Here is a 16,279-nt window from a genome sequence, read left to right as displayed (position 1 = left end):
AATAGCCCCTTTTTTCATCATATTCAAAAATTAGTCTTTTTGAACTGAACCAAAGATTTTATCGCCAGCATCGCCAAGACCTGGAACGATATAACCATTTTCATTTAAACCATTATCGATAGAAGCCGTAAAAATCACGACATCCGGATGCGTAGCTTCTACGCGCTTAATGCCTTCTGGTGCAGCAACCAGAACCATCACACGAATGTCTTTACAGCCGCTGGCTTTCAGTACATCAATTGCAGCCACTAAAGAAGAACCTGTCGCCAACATTGGATCAATGATCATCGCGATACGGTTTTGTACATCTGGAACCAGTTTTTTATAATAGGTACGTGCTTCCAGAGTTTCTTCATCACGCTCTAAACCAAGTACCGATACTTTTGCACTTGGAATCAGGTTCAGGAAACCGTCAAGCATTCCAATACCGGCACGTAAAATTGGCACAACCGTGATTTTTTTACCCGCGATACGGTCAACTGTAACAGCACCATTCCAGCCATCAATGTCATGTTCAACCATTGGCAGGTCTTTAGTTGCTTCATAAGTTAGAAGCATGGTCACTTCTTGAGCTAACTCACGGAAATTCTTGGTACTGATATCTGCACGACGGAGTAAACCAAGCTTATGTCGAATGAGTGGATGACGGATTTCATGGATTGCCACGGGAGAACACCTAAAAGGTTAAAGATAAATTTCCGCTATTATAAAGGCTTTTATTGATTTGTATAAATAAAAAAGCCCCCAATCATGGAGGCTTTTTTGTAATAACGTCAATCTTTACAGATATTAGTTAAAACCACTTTGAACCAAAGTGAAAATGAACTGTTGCAATTCAGGTGACATGGCAAAGAATGCATATTTAGATACTGCAATCATCGGATCTGGGTAGACACCAATCACAAGTACCGCAAGCGCAGCAAGAAGTACCATGATACCACCGACTTTTTGACCCCAATGATTCACCGCATCTAGACGTGGTGTTTCAGGTGGTGTCATGTAAAGCACAACCATCACACGTAGGTAGTAGTACAGACCGATACCAGAACCCAGGATGACCATGGCAGTCAGGAACCAGGCTTCGCCTGCAACTGCAGTTTTAATCACCAGGAACTTACCGATAAAGCCGGCAGTTAAAGGAATACCTGCAAGAGACAGCATCATCACTGTCAATACAGCAGTCAATACTGGACGGCGCCAGAACAGACCACGGTATTCAGCCAGACTACCCGCTTCATCCGTATTGTTATACGGACTAGACATTAGCGTAACAACACCGAACGCACCGATCGTGGTTAATACATAAGTAATCACGTAGACGTTTACACTTTCAAAAGTCGCGAAACCTTGAACTTGTAAGAAATCCGTATTACGTGAACTGACGATGGCAACCAGCAAATAACCAAAGTGTGCAATTGAAGAGTATGCCAGGATACGTTTCAAGTTCACTTGGCGAACTGCCAGCAGGTTACCTGCAAGGATAGACAGAACTGCAATGATTGAAATGATCGTTACGAAGCTGTCTGCCAGGATTAAACCTGAAGACAAAGCATAACGAACAAACAGACCAATCATGGCTACTTTCGCAACAGTCGCAAGGAAAGTCGCGACTGGGGCTGGGGCACCAGCGTATACATCTGGTGTCCATTTGTGGAATGGTGCCAGCGATAATTTAAATGCTACTGCAAATACAATTAAAGCCAGACCAATCACGACAGCCGGTTGACTGAATACGGTAAACAGTTTGCCTGGTTCAGCAACGAAACTTAAAGTACCTGTATATGCATAAATATATGCCATACCCATTAACAGCATTGCAGACGCAGTTGCTGAAAGCACTAGATATTTCACACCCGCTTCAAGCGATTGAGAACGTTGATGTGTATATGCCAACAAGCCATATACAGGAATCGACATCAACTCAAGGCTAATAAAGAATGATGCATAGTGTGAGCTAGCCACCATTAGCATGGCACCCGCAACGGATGTCAGCATCAGGATATATAACTCTTCACGGTTATCTTTATAGGTTTCGATATACGCGTGAGATAGCGTTGCACATGCAAGTGCAGCAATCAGGATCACAAACTGGTACAGCATCGTAAATGGATCTACGATGAACAGATTCATCACGTTGGCAGGTGCAAACACGCCTGCCAACAAAACGAAAATGATATAGAACGCAGCAAGGTTTAAACCAATCACCGTGGTAGTAGCCACCAGGTTATGGTTACGCTTAATTGCGGTCAGCAACATCACGACGATCGCAGTTAACGACACGATCATCACAGGTGCTAGAGGCATAAGCTCAGAAAAAGACATTGTGAAGTTCATGGCTTATTGGATCTCCACATTTTCAAGTTGAGTCGTTACTTGATCAGCAACTTCAACCACTTCTTGAACTGGAATGTAGCTATTCGCTAACCACGCCATGCTTGAGTTAGAAACGTCAAGGAAGCTTTGTGGATATAGACCAAGCCAAAGTAGACCAAACGCACAGATCAACAATAATGCGATTTCACGTGCATTTAGATCTTTTAATGGATTTGTATAGTGCTGCTGTTGCGCTTCATTTGGTACACCAAACAGGGCTTTGTGAATCAGGATCAGACCGTACAGACCCGCAAATACCAAGCTGATTGCCGCAAGAATGGTAAACGCCGGGAATTTCGCATAAGCACCCATCAGGATCAGGAACTCACCAATGAAGTTACCTAGACCTGGAATACCCACCAACGCCGCAACGAAGAACATCAGGAAGAATGCAAGATACGGGAACTGACCGCGCATACCACCCATCAAACGCATATCACGCGTATGTACACGCTCATATACCTGACCACACATAATAAACAGTGCAGCAGATGAAATACCATGCGCCAGCATCATGATCATCAGACCCTGGAAGGTCAGGATGTTACCCGCGTAGATCGCAAGTAAAACGAAGCCCATGTGTGAAATAGAGGTATAAGCCAACAGGCGTTTCATGTCGGTTTGCTGGAAAGCACACCAAGCACCGTAGAAAATACCGATTAAACCCAGAATGATTGCGAAGTCTGCAAACTGTGCAGACGCTGCCGGGAAGAACGGAATCACGAAACGTAATAAACCGTACGCCGCAGTCTTAATCAAGATACCAGCAAGATCGACAGAACCCGCTGTTGGTGCTTGCGCATGCGCATCTGGTAACCAGCCGTGTAATGGGAAAACTGGAAGCTTTACCGCAAAACCGATGAATAAACAGATCATGAACGCATAAGCCACCGCTGGCGCCTGAGCGTCAAGCGTATTCGCGACACCTAATAAATAGTTGTAGTCGAAACGGATTTCACCCGTCATGGTATAGCCCACAGTCACCAGGCCAAGGATACCAATCAGCATCACCAAACCGGCAACCTGCGTGTAAATGAAGAACTTGTTAGCTGCATAAACACGAGACTTGCCTTCTGCTCCTTTATGACCCCAAAGGGCAATCAGGAAGTAGATTGGCACCAGCATCATCTCCCAGAAGAAGAAGAACAGGAACAGGTCAATCGCAAGGAAGACACCGATGACACCACCCAACGACCATAAAAGGTTCAAGTGGAAGAAACCAACGTTCTTTTGAATCTCACCCCACGAACAGCCTACTGCCAGCACACCCAGGAGTGCAGTCAAGCCAACCATAAGAAGTGATAAACCATCCACTGCCAAGTGAATATTAATACCCAGGGTTTGAATCCAAGGCAATTTGAATTCGGCAGCCCACGAAGGTGTAGCACCGCCTAATTCATAGTTATAGGTACCAGTCTGCCAAAGGACGATGGTCAAGACCAAGGTCACCAGCATACCGATCAGCGCGATATAACGCGGCAAGTGTTGGTCGAGTTTATCGACCAACCAGCATATGAAACCTGCAATGAACGGAATGAGGATCAGAGCCGGCAAAATAATATTGTTTGGAGCTTCCATTTTATTTCCCCACGACCTGAATCACGATCAAGATCATCAGTAGGACAACGACACCGAGCCCCATACTAGATGCATATTCACGCAGTGAACCGGTTTGACGTGAACTTGTAAAGCTGTGACCACCTTTAACAAGTGCAGGAAGTACCAGCCATAGGCCATCAATTGGATCACGACCAAAGATCTTCGCGAACATTAAATATGGCTTCACGAAAATGAGGTCATACAGCGTATCGAAACCTAATGCATTACGGCAGATGTTGACCAGGCCAGCACCTACAGAAGTGGCTGCAAAACGTTTGACTGCATTGTAAGCAAAAGCGAACAGTACTACACCCACTGCAAGACCTGTCAAAGCAACAGCAATTGCGATGTATTCAGCACCATGTGCACCTGCTTCAAGCGCTTCAGGAATAATGAAGGCTGGAATTTGTGCAGCATCCAGAATACTCATTACCGGTGCTTTTAGGACGATCGCCAGACCTGTTGAAAGTACAGCAAGAATCGCCAGTGGCGCCCAGTAAGTTGCACCTTTGATTTCATGATAAGGCGTGTTTTCTTTGCCGAAGAATACAACCCAGATTAAACGGAATGTATAAATAGACGTTAAGAATGCACCTGCAACACCCACCCAGTACAGCGTGTTATACACTGGTAAACCAGCAATATGACTTTGCGTCCAGACTGCAGCAAGAATCGCATCTTTGGAGAAGAAACCAATCGTTAGGAATGGAATCGCTGCCAATGCACCGCCACCAATCGCGAAACATGCAAACAGGAATTTGTTCTTGTAGAACAGACCGCCCATCTTGAAGATGTTTTGTTCGTGATGGTAAGCCAGAATCACCGCACCAGATGACAAGAACAATAATGCCTTGAAGAATGCGTGAGTCAGCATATGGAACAGACCTGCCTGGTATGCTTCAGCACCCACCGCCATAAACATATAACCGAGCTGACTCATAGTTGAGTAAGCCAAAATACGTTTGATGTCGGTTTGAACCAGTGCAGCAAAACCAGCCACAAGCAAGGTCACCGCACCTGTGATCGAAATAAATACCATCACTTCTGGTGCAAGTTCAAAGACTGCGAATAGACGGCAGCACAGGTAAACACCGGCTGTTACCATTGTTGCAGCATGGATCAATGCAGAAACAGGTGTCGGACCTGCCATCGCATCGGCTAACCATGTTTGTAACGGGATCTGTGCAGATTTACCTGCCGCACCCAAGAACAATAACAATGCTGTCCAGATAGTCAAAGATGAACTTTGGGTCATTACAGTCGCTGCATTTTCAACGATGTACTGAATGTTCAAGGTACCGAATTGCTGGAAGATCAGGAACATGGCAATCAGCAGAAATACGTCACCGATACGGGTCACGGTAAATGCCTTAATTGCCGCCAGACCATTTGCCGGGTTCTGGTAGTAATAACCGATCAACAGGTATGAACACAGACCTACGCCTTCCCAACCCAAGAATAACAACGCCAGGTTGTCACCCAATACCAGCAATAACATGCTGGCAACGAACAGGTTGAAGTAAGAGAAGAAACGTGCAAAGTCTTCTTCACCGCGCATATACCATGATGCAAAGATGTGAATTAAGAAACCCACACCAGTGACCATGCCCAGCATCAATAAAGACAAGCCATCCAGCTGCAAGCTGATGCCCGGAGCAAAACTGCCAACACTGAACCAAGTCCAAAGATGTTGTACTACTGCAGTTGAACCATTATTCACAAAGTCCATACCTGCAATCAGTGCGAACAGTGCAGATAAACCGACTGCACCGACGCCAATCATCGCTGCAACAGATTCCGGAAGCTTGTTGCGCCCCGCCGCTAACAGGACAAAACCAATGAGCGGAAATAAAATTGTTAGATATAAATAACTCATCCGCGCATCTCACTAGCAGCATCCACATCCAGGTGATGGAAGCGATGATAGAACTGAAGGACGATCGCAAGACCAATACAAGCCTCTGCCGCAGCAAGCGTCAGGATCAGGATAAACATGATCTGACCATCTGGCTGTGCCCATGCACTGCCCGCCAGGACGAACGCTAAAGCAGCAGCGTTCATCATGATTTCAAGGCTCATTAAAATAAATAGTAGGTTGCGTCGCACCATTACACCGTAAAAACCCAGTGCAAAGAGAATAGATGCAACGATCAAACCATGCTCTAAAGGGATGTTGCCCATTATTCTTTTTCCTCTTCTGCATCTGGTTCACGTTTACCCAAATGGAATGCAGCTACCAAGGCAGCAAGCAATAACATCGCGGCAACTTCAACCAACAACAAGTATTGCGTAAAGAGTGCTTGACCCACTGCTTTCGGGCCCACCATTTCTGTACCCATTACCAGTGAAGCTTGTGTGTAATCAGAGTTTAATACCCATACCAGCACCAAACCGATCAGGAAGCTCATCAACGCCGGATAAGCCCAAGCCGATGAGGTCAACCATTTACGTTCTTGTTCAACGGTCTGCTCACCCAGGTTCAGCATCATTACCACGAACACGAACAACACCATGATCGCGCCCGCATAAACGATCACTTCCAGCGCACCAGCGAATGGCGCACCGACGATCAGGAACATGCCTGCGACTGCAAGCAATGACACGATCAGGCTTAATAAAGCATGTACCGGATTCGCGTTAGTAACAACGCGAACCGTAGAGACAATGGCCACGAGGGCCATTAAATAAAATGGCCACATCATGGTAATAGACTCCGTACATCAACAGGTGCACTTTCACGCTGTGCTTGACCTTTGTCCTTACCAGCAACTGCCATACCGGTGACACGGTAGAAGTTATAGTCAGGATATTTACCAGGACCAGAAATCAGCAGGTGTTCTTTTTCATAGACCAAGTCCTGACGAACATATTCGCCAAGCTCAAAGTCCGGGGTCATCTGAATCGCAGTGGTTGGACACGCTTCTTCACACATACCGCAGAAAATACAACGCGAGAAGTTGATACGGAAAAATTCCGGATACCAGCGACCATCTTCACGTTCTGCTTTTTGTAGTGAAATACAGCCTACCGGACAGGCAACCGCACACAGGTTACATGCCACACAGCGTTCTTCGCCATCAGGGTCGCGCGTCAATACGATACGACCACGGAAGCGTGGTGGCACGATTTCTTCGGCCGGCACTTCCGGATATAAAATGGTGTCACGTTTACGTGTTGCGTGGCTGAACACCATCCACAACGAACGAACGATTGACCCGAATCCAGCTAGAAATTTAAACATTTTGTTCTCCCTGCTGTCTTAGGCCTGATTCATCAGAATCACAGCACCAGTTACCAAAAGGTTAACCAACGCCAATGGCAAGCAAATTTTCCAACCAAAGTTCATTACCTGGTCATAACGTGGACGCATTAAAGAACCACGCGCCAGTACAAACATCATTACAAAGAATGCTGTTTTGATAATGAACCAGAATGCTGCTGGAAGGAACGGAATATCAAGGTTGAATGGCGCAAGCCAGCCACCGAAGAATAAAGTCACGATCAATGCAGAGATCAGTACCACGTTGACGTATTCCGCAACGAAGAACATCCCCCATTTCATACCGCCGTATTCGACATGGTAACCTTCTGCCAGTTCCTGTTCTGCTTCTGGTTGGTCAAATGGGTGACGATGCGTTACCGCCACACCCGCAACCACGAAGATCAAGAAACCCAGGAACTGGGGAATTACAAACCAAACATCTTTTTGCGCTTCAACGATTTCACGCATGTTGAATGAGCCGGCAATTGCCACCACACCCATCAACGAGATACCCAAGAACACTTCATACGAAATGGTTTGAGCTGCAGAACGTAAACCGCCCAGTAAGGCATATTTGTTGTTTGATGACCAGCCACCGAACAGGACTGCATAAACTGCAATACCCGCCATTGCCATAAAGAACAACAGGCCGATGTTCATGTCTGCTACACCTAAATAAGGTGATACAGGAATAACCATGAACGACAGCACCGCAGTTGCCATCGCAACTGCTGGCGCCATACGGAAAGTCAATTTGTCAGCAAACTTAGGTGTCCAGTCTTCCTTGAACATGATTTTCAGCATGTCGGCAACAATCTGGAACATACCACCCGGACCAACACGGTTCGGACCGTAACGGTCTTGCCACAAGCCGAGTAAACGACGTTCAATAAAAGACATCAACGCAGCGATCAGTACTACAACCAGCAAGATCACAATCGCTTGAATGACTGAATAGGCAATTGGCCAGTTTTCAGCCCACAGCGGCGTTTGACGGATTAATTCTTGTTCCATGAATTACACTCCTACCGCGACTGAAACAGGCTCTGCAAGAGATACCGTCGGTGCCAGACCGATTGGGTAGCCAATATAACCTGTCGGTAAATATTCAATCACTTGAACTGGAAGAACGATTGATGTCTCACCTGCTTTCACCGTGATTGTCTGACCATCTTGAACATTCAGGCGCGCTGCATCCTGCTCACCCACTGCAAATACCGCTTCAGGAATACGCGTTTCCATCGCTGGTGTTTTTACCGTGAATTCACCTGAACCAAAGATATGGTGCATTGGTACCAGACGGAAGCTTTCAGCATTGACCAGAACAGGTGCCGGTGCAACGAATGTACGTGCCGGACGTTTTGCCAAACGGTCGAATAAACGGACGCCTGAATCACCACCTTTGAGTGAACCACCTACAGTTTCCTGGAACTTGTTCCAGGCTTGTGGCGAGTTCCAGCCTGCAGACCATGCAAATGGAACCAGTGGAGATGGAGTCCGATCACCCACATAACCTTCCATCGAGAACGTTAATGCAGAGTCTTTATCTGTAGGCTGTTTCGGCTCATGTACAGACAATGGCGAACGCATTGAAGTACGACCTGAGTAACGACGTGGTTCACGTGCCACTTTCAAGCCATGAACACGGAAGCCCGCATCAGGTGCAACATCCAGAATGCCTTCAAGCGCAGGAACGTTTTTCGCCACTGACTCGATCACATCATCCAGTAAAGTCCAAGAAATCGCTTTGCCTTTTACGCCTGTTTCCAGAGCGTGTAACCAGCGCCAAGATTCCTTGATCGCCAATTCAGGATTGTAGTAGCTTGGGTCATACACTTGGTAGAAACGTTGTGCACGGCCTTCTTGAGAAACGACAGTACCATCACCTTCAGCAAACGATGCAGCAGAAAGTACGATGTCGGCTTTTTTCACTGTTGCAGTTTCAGAGTGATCCAGTACGATCAAATCTTTACCTGCAAGTGCAGCATCGACCTGTGCAGCAGGAAGACGACGGTAAAGGTCGTTTTCAACCACAATCACAGTATCGTAATCTTGTGCAAATGCTTGCTCTAGGCTTTGACCACCAAAGATTGCCATACCCATCGAGTTCACTTCAGGAACCGTCAAAGTCAGACCTGCATTACCCAGATTCTGTGCAACTTGTGCAGCAGCTTCCATAATGGCAGGATCTTGCAAGCTTGTACCCGAGATAATCAGTGGTTTCTTCGCAGCTTTTAAAGTGTCCGCAATGGTTTGTGCAAATGCTTTGGCATCGTCATCTAAACCAAGAATCGTTTCACCCGCAACTGCTGCAGCAACTGCAAAACCTAAACGCGCGATATCGTTTGGAGAAGCAACCACTTCACCTTCAGCAACATCAGACAAACGGGTTTGTGTCGCAGCCAGGATGTAAATCGGAGATTTGGCATCTTGGGCAATACGTTGCACCGGTTCAGCCAACCATTCTTGGGTACGGCGCTCTGCCGCCATCTCTTTGCCTTTATTTTTCGCAGCTTGGCGAACAGATAAAGCCATACGAGGCGCAGTTTGGGTCAGGTCTTCACCTAAGATCAGCACTGCATCGTAGCTTTCAATTTCACGCATGTTCGGGTTGTAAACACCCTCGGTTTGCATGATTGAAGCTGCAAGTTCAACCAGGTTTTGCTCTTTTTGAGACAGACCAGTAGAGAAGTTCTCTTGACCAACCAACTCACGAAGTGCGAAGTTCGACTCAAGTGATGCACGCGGTGAACCAATACCCAGTACTTTTTTACCCTGGATATTTGCAATGACCGTGTCGAGTGCTGCATCCACTGAAACAGTTTCAACAGTTGCACCTTGACGGAATTGTGGTTGACGCGGACGGTCTTCACGGTTCACATAACCTGTACCGAAACGGCCTTTGTCGCATAGGAAGTATTGGTTCACTTCACCGTTATAACGGTTTTCTACGCGGCGAAGTTCGCCATAACGCTCACCCGGAGAGATGTTACAACCTGAAGAACAGCCTTGGCATACGCTTGGCGCATACTGCATGTCCCATTTACGGTTGTAGCGAGCCGAATGAGTTTTGTCGGTGAATACACCTGTTGGACAGACTTCAGTCAGGTTACCCGAGAATTCAGACTCTAGAGTGCCTGATTCAGGACGACCAAAGTACACACGTGATGCGTTGGCATACACGCCGAAGTCCGTACCACCTGCGTAGTCTTTGTAATAACGCACACAACGGTAACACGCGATACAACGGTTCATTTCGTGGGAAATGAATGAGCCAAGCTCCTGGTTGTAATGGGTACGTTTGGTGAAACGGTAGCGACGACGGTCATGCTGCGTCATTACAGTCATATCTTGTAAATGACAGTGACCACCTTCTTCACAGACTGGACAGTCGTGTGGGTGGTTGGTCATCAAGAATTCAACAATCGAAGCACGGAAATCTTTGGCTTCTTTGTCTTCAATCGAGATGTAGGTATTGTCAGATGCAGGCGTCATACATGACATGACCAAACGGCCACGCGTATCTTCTGGATTCGCGTACTGGGTCACGGCACATTGACGGCAAGAGCCGACAGAACCTAAGGATGGATGCCAACAAAAGTATGGGATATCAATGCCAAGACTCAAACATGCTTGTAGCAAGTTTTCCGAGCCGTTGACTTCATACGATTTGCCATCGACATGAATTGTAGCCATAGTCGAATTCCTTAAGCTTGTTCTACGTTGCTGGTTTGAGCGGCGGCATTCACAACCTTCGCTTCAAATTCGCCACGGAAATATTTGAGTGCGCCCATAAGCGGCTCCATTGCACCCGGTGCGTGGGCACAGAAAGTTTTACCAATCCAAAGCTTACGAGTCAGTTCTTGTAAGTGATCGATATCTTCTTTCTTACCTGTGCCATCTTCCAGTGCTTTCAGCGCTTTCACCGCCCAAGGCAAGCCATCACGGCAAGGCGTACAGAAACCACATGATTCGCGTGCAAAGAATTCTTCGAGGTTACGTGTCGCTGAAACCATACATTGGGTTTCATCTACCACCATCAACAAACAAGTCCCTAAACGCGAACCTGCCTTCATGATGCTTTCCGCATCCATAGGAAGATCAATATGCTCAGCAGCCAGGAAGTCAGTCGATGCACCACCCGGTAACCATGCTTTCAGTTTCAAACCGTCACGCATACCACCAGCATGGTCTTCAATCACTTCACGTGCTGTCGTACCAAATGGAAGCTCCCATAGACCCGGGAATTTCACTTTACCTGATGCACCATAAATCTTGGTGCCTGGATCTTTCGACTTACCCGCAGATAAGTTGATGTACCATTCAGGACCACGCAGCATGATTGCCGGTAAGTTGTTGTAGGTCTCTACGTTGTTCACAATCGTAGGACGACCCCAAGCACCTGCAACTTGCGGGAATGGCGGTTTAGTACGCGGGTTGGCACGGCGACCTTCTAGCGAGTTAATCAATGCAGTCTCTTCACCGCAGATATAACGACCCGCACCGGTATGCACGTGTAACTCGAAGTTCCAGCCTGTACCAAGGATGTTATCCCCTAAGTAACCTTTGGCACGAACTTGCTCAAGTGCTTCATTTAAGTACTGAGCAGCTTCAATGTACTCGCCACGGATAAAGATATAACCGTGTGTTGCTTCAAGCGTATAACCCGCAATCAGCATCCCTTCGATCAATTGATGAGGAAGATCTTCCATCAACAAACGGTCTTTAAAGGTACCTGGTTCCATCTCATCGGCATTACAAATCAGGTAACGTGGACCTGAGTTGTCGTTTGGCGCCATGAGTGACCATTTAATGCCTGCCGGGAAGCCTGCACCACCACGACCTTTAACAGTCGCTGCCTTAACCACTTCCAATACATCTTTAGGCGACATGGTCAGTGCTTTTTTAAAGCCTGCATAACCTTCCAGCGCTTCGTAATCATCTGCATTACGCACGTTGGCTTGTTTGCTTAAACGCCATGTTAATGGATGCGTTTCCGGGTTACCGTCGCCATAAATTGGTTTTGGTTCAGTATTCATACATACTTCTCCAACAGCTGTTTCACCGAAGTCACTTCAACCAGACCGTGCGTGTCTTCATCAATCATTAAGGTTGGACCTTTGTCACAGTTGCCCAGGCAGCAAATTGGCAGCAAAGTGAAACGACCATCTGCAGTCGTTTGACCAAATTGGATTCCTAATTCGCGCTGGAATGCTTCTGCCAAAGTTTCCGCACCCATCAAGAAACACGCAATCGAATCACATAACAAAATTACGTGACGACCGACCGGCTGACGGTAAATACGGTTATAGAACGTTGCCACACCTTCAAGGTCCGCAACGCTCATGCTCAGCATTTGTGCGATGGCATTCATTTGCGCATCATCTACCCAGCCATTACGGCGTTGTACACACTTCAGCGCATCTAGACACGCTGCACGTGGGTATGGGTAGTGCCCCATGTGATGTTCGATATCGTGAATTTCGTCCGCAGTCAAAATCCCTTCAACATTCACACGTGGCTTTTTATCAGTCAAAATCATCATAATGCGTTTACCCCTTAGCGATCCACGTCAGCCATTACGACGTCAATGGTCGCTAAATAAATGATTAAGTCAGACATTAAGCTGCCGTTAATCACAGAAGGCATTTGCTGTAAATGCGTGAAGGTTGGTGTACGGATACGGGTACGGTAACTCATGGTTGACTTGTCTGAAGTCAAGTAGTAGTTCGACGCGCCTTTCACCACTTCCGCCATCACAGATGCTTCACCCGCAGGCATTACAGGACCCCAAGATACACTCAGGAAGTGCGTAATCAAGGTTTCAATATCTTGTAATGTCTTGTCTTTTGGTGGTGGAACAGCCAGTGGATGATCTGCTTTGTACGCACCAGACGGCATATTATCTAAACATTGTTTGATAATTTTCAGTGATTCTTCGATTTCACGGTAGTGAACGATAACACGTGCATAGGCATCGCCTTCGTACTCAACCGGCACTTCGAAGTCATAATTTTCATAGCCGCTATATGGACGATATTTACGTACGTCAAAGTCGATACCTGTAGCGCGTAGACCTGTACCTGTTACACCCCAAGCCAATGCAGATTTTGCATCGTATTGCGCAACATTACGGGTACGACCCACAAACACCGAGTTTTTTAGCGCTGCAGTATGATATTCCTTCAAACGTTTCGGCATCCAGTCCAAAATTTCACGGATCAGGTGCTGCCAGTTGTTTGGAAGGTCATGTGCGGTACCACCGATACGGAACCATGCCGGATGCATACGATAACCGGTGATCGCTTCAATCGCGTCATAGATTTTCTGACGGTCAGCAAACATGTAGAAGACTGGCGTCATACCGCCGGCATCCTGAATCGCAGTACCAATGAACAGCAAGTGGTTATTGATACGGAACAGTTCAGACATCATCACGCGAATACATTGCGCACGGTCAGGTACAGTAATACCCGCCATTTGCTCTACGCCAAGCACGTAAGGCATGTTTTGCGCACAACCACCGAGGTAGTCGACACGGTCTGTATACGGAATGAATGAATGCCAGGTTTGACGTTCAGCCATCTTTTCCACACCACGGTGGTGATAACCAATATCAGGCACACAGTCTTTCACTTCTTCACCGTCCAGCTGCAAGATCACACGGAAGGCACCGTGCGCAGATGGATGGTTCGGACCCAAGTTCAGGAACATGAAGTCTTCATCGGCATTGCCGCGCTTCATACCCCAATCTTCAGGGACGAAACGAAGATGTTCCTGTTCGTAGTCCTGTTTGGCTTTATCTTGCAAATACGGCGTATATTCAGTCGCACGTGCAGAATATTCTTTACGTAGCGGATGACCTTCCCAATAGGTTGGCAACAAGATACGACGGAGCATTGGATGCCCTTCGAAATTGATCCCGAACATATCGTAAGCTTCGCGTTCGTACCAGTTGGCATTTGGCCAAATATTGGTTGCCGTTGGAAGATTCAAATCGCTTTCAGCTAAAGCAACTTTAATACGAATGTCAGTATTACGCTCGAGCGACAACAGGTGATAGAACACGGTGAAGTCAGACGCAGGTAAACCGTCGCGGTGCGTACGCAGACGCTCATCTACCGCTGACAAGTCGAACAACATCACGTAAGGACGTGACACTGTACGCAAGAACATTAAAACTTCTTGTACACGTGCGCGCTCAACCCAGACTGTCGGGAAATCCTCGAAAGTCGTTTGCACAAAGAAGTTCTCACCAAATTTGGTTTTGAGTTCTTCAATGATGGCAAATGCTGGGCGTGAATCAACAGGCGTTGATTCTGGCATAGCAATGTCAGTTTCAGCCATTGGCTTGGCTTCCTATTTAATACAAATTCAGTCAACCTAAACGACAATTACACCCATAGCGGGTGCACAACAAAACAACCTGTCGTTTAAATTATTTAATTTCATCCATAGAGCGTAAGTTCTTCACAGCAACACGCTGGTCTTTCTTACGGTCACGTTCCGGCATCATCTTTGGCTTATACACTGGCTTAAGATCATCACCGATCACCGCAGAAAGCGGACGACGCTCTAGTTGAATCTGGTCTTGCAACAGCATCAATGCCTGAATCAAAGCTTCAGGACGTGGTGGGCAACCTGGAATATACACATCGACCGGGATGATTTTATCCACACCTTGTACGACTGAATAAATATCGTACATACCACCTGAGTTGGCACATGCACCCATTGAAATGACCCATTTTGGTTCAAGCATCTGTTCGTACAGACGCTGAATTACTGGCGCCATTTTTACGAAGCAAGTACCCGCTACAATCATTAAGTCCGCCTGACGCGGTGAAGCACGGATAACCTCGGCACCAAAACGTGACAAGTCATGCACGCCGGTCAAGGTCGTTGCATATTCTACGTAGCAGCAAGATGTACCAAAGTTAAATGGCCAAACTGAGTTTTTACGACCCCAGTTGACTGCTGTATGTACCACATCCTCTAAGCGAGTCATGAATACATTTTTATTCACTTCTTCTTCTAGCAACGGATCTTCTACAACAATACGTTCCTGAAGTGGATATTGGTCAGCATTCGGATTCGCACGGGTTAATGTATATTTCATCCCGTCTTACTCCTTATCAGATAATTGAGTTTGTGACTTTTTCACAAAACCAGATGATTGAGCCGGGATTTGACCCGTTGGATCCATCACCAATTCTTCAATCGAGTTGAAGCGCGTAATTTCTGCAAGATCCATATTTGGCGAACCAATCTTAGCTTTAATTCCTGCTGCCTTACGTCTGTCTGAAGGTGCCCAATTGAGTGCGCCTGTCGATAATTCGTAAATCAAACCAACAAGTAAAACTATGATAAAGATAGCTGCAGTTGCAAAACCAATCCAACCTACCTCACGAACAGAAACTGCCCATGCATATAGATAAAGTGCTTCTAAATCAAACACCACGAAGAAAATTGCAACTAAATAGAACTTTGCAGACAAGCGGATACGAGCTCCACCTGCGCTAACTACACCTGACTCAAACTGCTCCTGCTTGGCACGGCCCCATGATTTACCCCCGAGGAGTAATGGGACAGTCAGCATAAAGACGCATAAAAATGTAACGCCGATCACGAAGGCAATAATTGCCCATTCGTATGGAGTAATAGCACTCATGCGGGGATAACTCCTGGCAGGCCTATTTGTTAACAAAGAATGTATGTATTGGCCTTCAAATACACCAAACACAAAATTAATCCCGCCAATTGTACCTGATTTTGGATTTCACTTGCTAGTTTATAAGCCTTAGTCTTTGGGATGATTTTTTAGACATTTCAGCATTTAATTTGACTTTAATCATTCAGAATTCGTTTTAATCGTTTTCCTAAATTAAATTTTAATTATCTATTAATTTTTTTATAAATAGCGCTACCAGAAAATAGGCTGATCGATAAGTTGCTTTTCTCGTCCACCCATTTAGATATAGTCCTTTTCACTATTGAATCCAAGTTAAATCGGATAAAAACTTATTTTAACAACTATTTTTTCTT

At 46.3% G+C, this 16,279-nt stretch carries 14 protein-coding genes; all 14 read right to left on the bottom strand.

From position 1 onward, the window contains the following. Positions 1-30 precede the first annotated feature (30 nt). A complete protein-coding gene (upp, locus tag MTX11_RS11805) occupies positions 31-666 on the bottom strand; it encodes a uracil phosphoribosyltransferase (RefSeq protein ID WP_004280765.1) in 636 nt (211 codons plus the stop codon). 123 nt (positions 667-789) lie between these two features. After that, positions 790-2,334 carry an NADH-quinone oxidoreductase subunit NuoN gene (gene nuoN, locus MTX11_RS11800; RefSeq protein WP_180086391.1) on the bottom strand — a complete coding sequence of 515 codons (1,545 nt, stop codon included), beginning with the start codon at positions 2,332-2,334 and terminating at the stop codon, positions 790-792. A gap of 3 nt (positions 2,335-2,337) precedes the next feature. Continuing rightward, the gene (nuoM, locus tag MTX11_RS11795) at positions 2,338-3,951 is read right to left on the bottom strand and encodes an NADH-quinone oxidoreductase subunit M (RefSeq protein WP_004280767.1); all 1,614 of its coding nucleotides are present in this window, start codon (positions 3,949-3,951) and stop codon (positions 2,338-2,340) included. A 1-nt stretch (position 3,952) separates the two neighbouring features. Then, positions 3,953-5,848: an NADH-quinone oxidoreductase subunit L gene (gene nuoL / locus MTX11_RS11790; RefSeq protein WP_180086395.1), complete on the bottom strand. Its 1,896-nt coding sequence runs from the start codon at positions 5,846-5,848 to the stop codon at positions 3,953-3,955. Then, positions 5,845-6,153, bottom strand: a complete 309-nt coding sequence (nuoK, locus tag MTX11_RS11785; RefSeq protein ID WP_004280769.1) for an NADH-quinone oxidoreductase subunit NuoK — start codon at positions 6,151-6,153, stop codon at positions 5,845-5,847. Before nuoK ends, nuoL begins: the two co-directional genes overlap by 4 nt. After that, a complete protein-coding gene (nuoJ, locus tag MTX11_RS11780) occupies positions 6,153-6,671 on the bottom strand; it encodes an NADH-quinone oxidoreductase subunit J (protein WP_171054322.1) in 519 nt (172 codons plus the stop codon). The genes nuoK and nuoJ overlap by 1 nt, the downstream gene beginning before the upstream one ends. Beyond that, positions 6,671-7,213 carry an NADH-quinone oxidoreductase subunit NuoI gene (nuoI, locus tag MTX11_RS11775; RefSeq protein WP_004280771.1) on the bottom strand — a complete coding sequence of 181 codons (543 nt, stop codon included), beginning with the start codon at positions 7,211-7,213 and terminating at the stop codon, positions 6,671-6,673. Before nuoI ends, nuoJ begins: the two co-directional genes overlap by 1 nt. Before the next feature lie 18 nt (positions 7,214-7,231). Beyond that, positions 7,232-8,248, bottom strand: a complete 1,017-nt coding sequence (gene nuoH, locus MTX11_RS11770; RefSeq protein ID WP_004280772.1) for an NADH-quinone oxidoreductase subunit NuoH — start codon at positions 8,246-8,248, stop codon at positions 7,232-7,234. Between the two features lie 3 nt (positions 8,249-8,251). Continuing rightward, positions 8,252-10,930, bottom strand: coding sequence for an NADH-quinone oxidoreductase subunit NuoG (gene nuoG / locus MTX11_RS11765; RefSeq protein ID WP_243475178.1), 2,679 nt, complete (start codon positions 10,928-10,930; stop codon positions 8,252-8,254). 11 nt (positions 10,931-10,941) lie between these two features. Beyond that, positions 10,942-12,273 (bottom strand): NADH-quinone oxidoreductase subunit NuoF, encoded by a 1,332-nt coding sequence (nuoF, locus tag MTX11_RS11760; protein ID WP_004280774.1) that lies wholly within the window; start codon positions 12,271-12,273, stop codon positions 10,942-10,944. Further along, positions 12,270-12,779: an NADH-quinone oxidoreductase subunit NuoE gene (gene nuoE, locus MTX11_RS11755; RefSeq protein WP_004280775.1), complete on the bottom strand. Its 510-nt coding sequence runs from the start codon at positions 12,777-12,779 to the stop codon at positions 12,270-12,272. Before nuoE ends, nuoF begins: the two co-directional genes overlap by 4 nt. A 14-nt stretch (positions 12,780-12,793) precedes the next feature. Beyond that, a complete protein-coding gene (gene nuoC, locus MTX11_RS11750; protein ID WP_004732074.1) occupies positions 12,794-14,581 on the bottom strand; it encodes an NADH-quinone oxidoreductase subunit C/D in 1,788 nt (595 codons plus the stop codon). A gap of 91 nt (positions 14,582-14,672) precedes the next feature. Beyond that, positions 14,673-15,353, bottom strand: coding sequence for a NuoB/complex I 20 kDa subunit family protein (locus MTX11_RS11745; protein WP_004280778.1), 681 nt, complete (start codon positions 15,351-15,353; stop codon positions 14,673-14,675). Positions 15,354-15,359: 6 nt separating this feature from the next. After that, entirely contained in the window at positions 15,360-15,905 is a 546-nt protein-coding gene (gene ndhC, locus MTX11_RS11740) for an NADH-quinone oxidoreductase subunit A (RefSeq protein ID WP_004280779.1), read from the bottom strand. Positions 15,906-16,279: the final 374 nt, after the last annotated feature.

Origin of the sequence: Acinetobacter lwoffii, from assembly GCF_022809915.1 — a bacterium.
In the GTDB taxonomy this organism is placed as follows: Bacteria; Pseudomonadota; Gammaproteobacteria; order Pseudomonadales; family Moraxellaceae; genus Acinetobacter; species Acinetobacter lwoffii_M.
The sequence above is the reverse complement of the archived record's forward strand: the minus strand, read 5'-3'. Positions and strand labels throughout refer to the sequence as shown.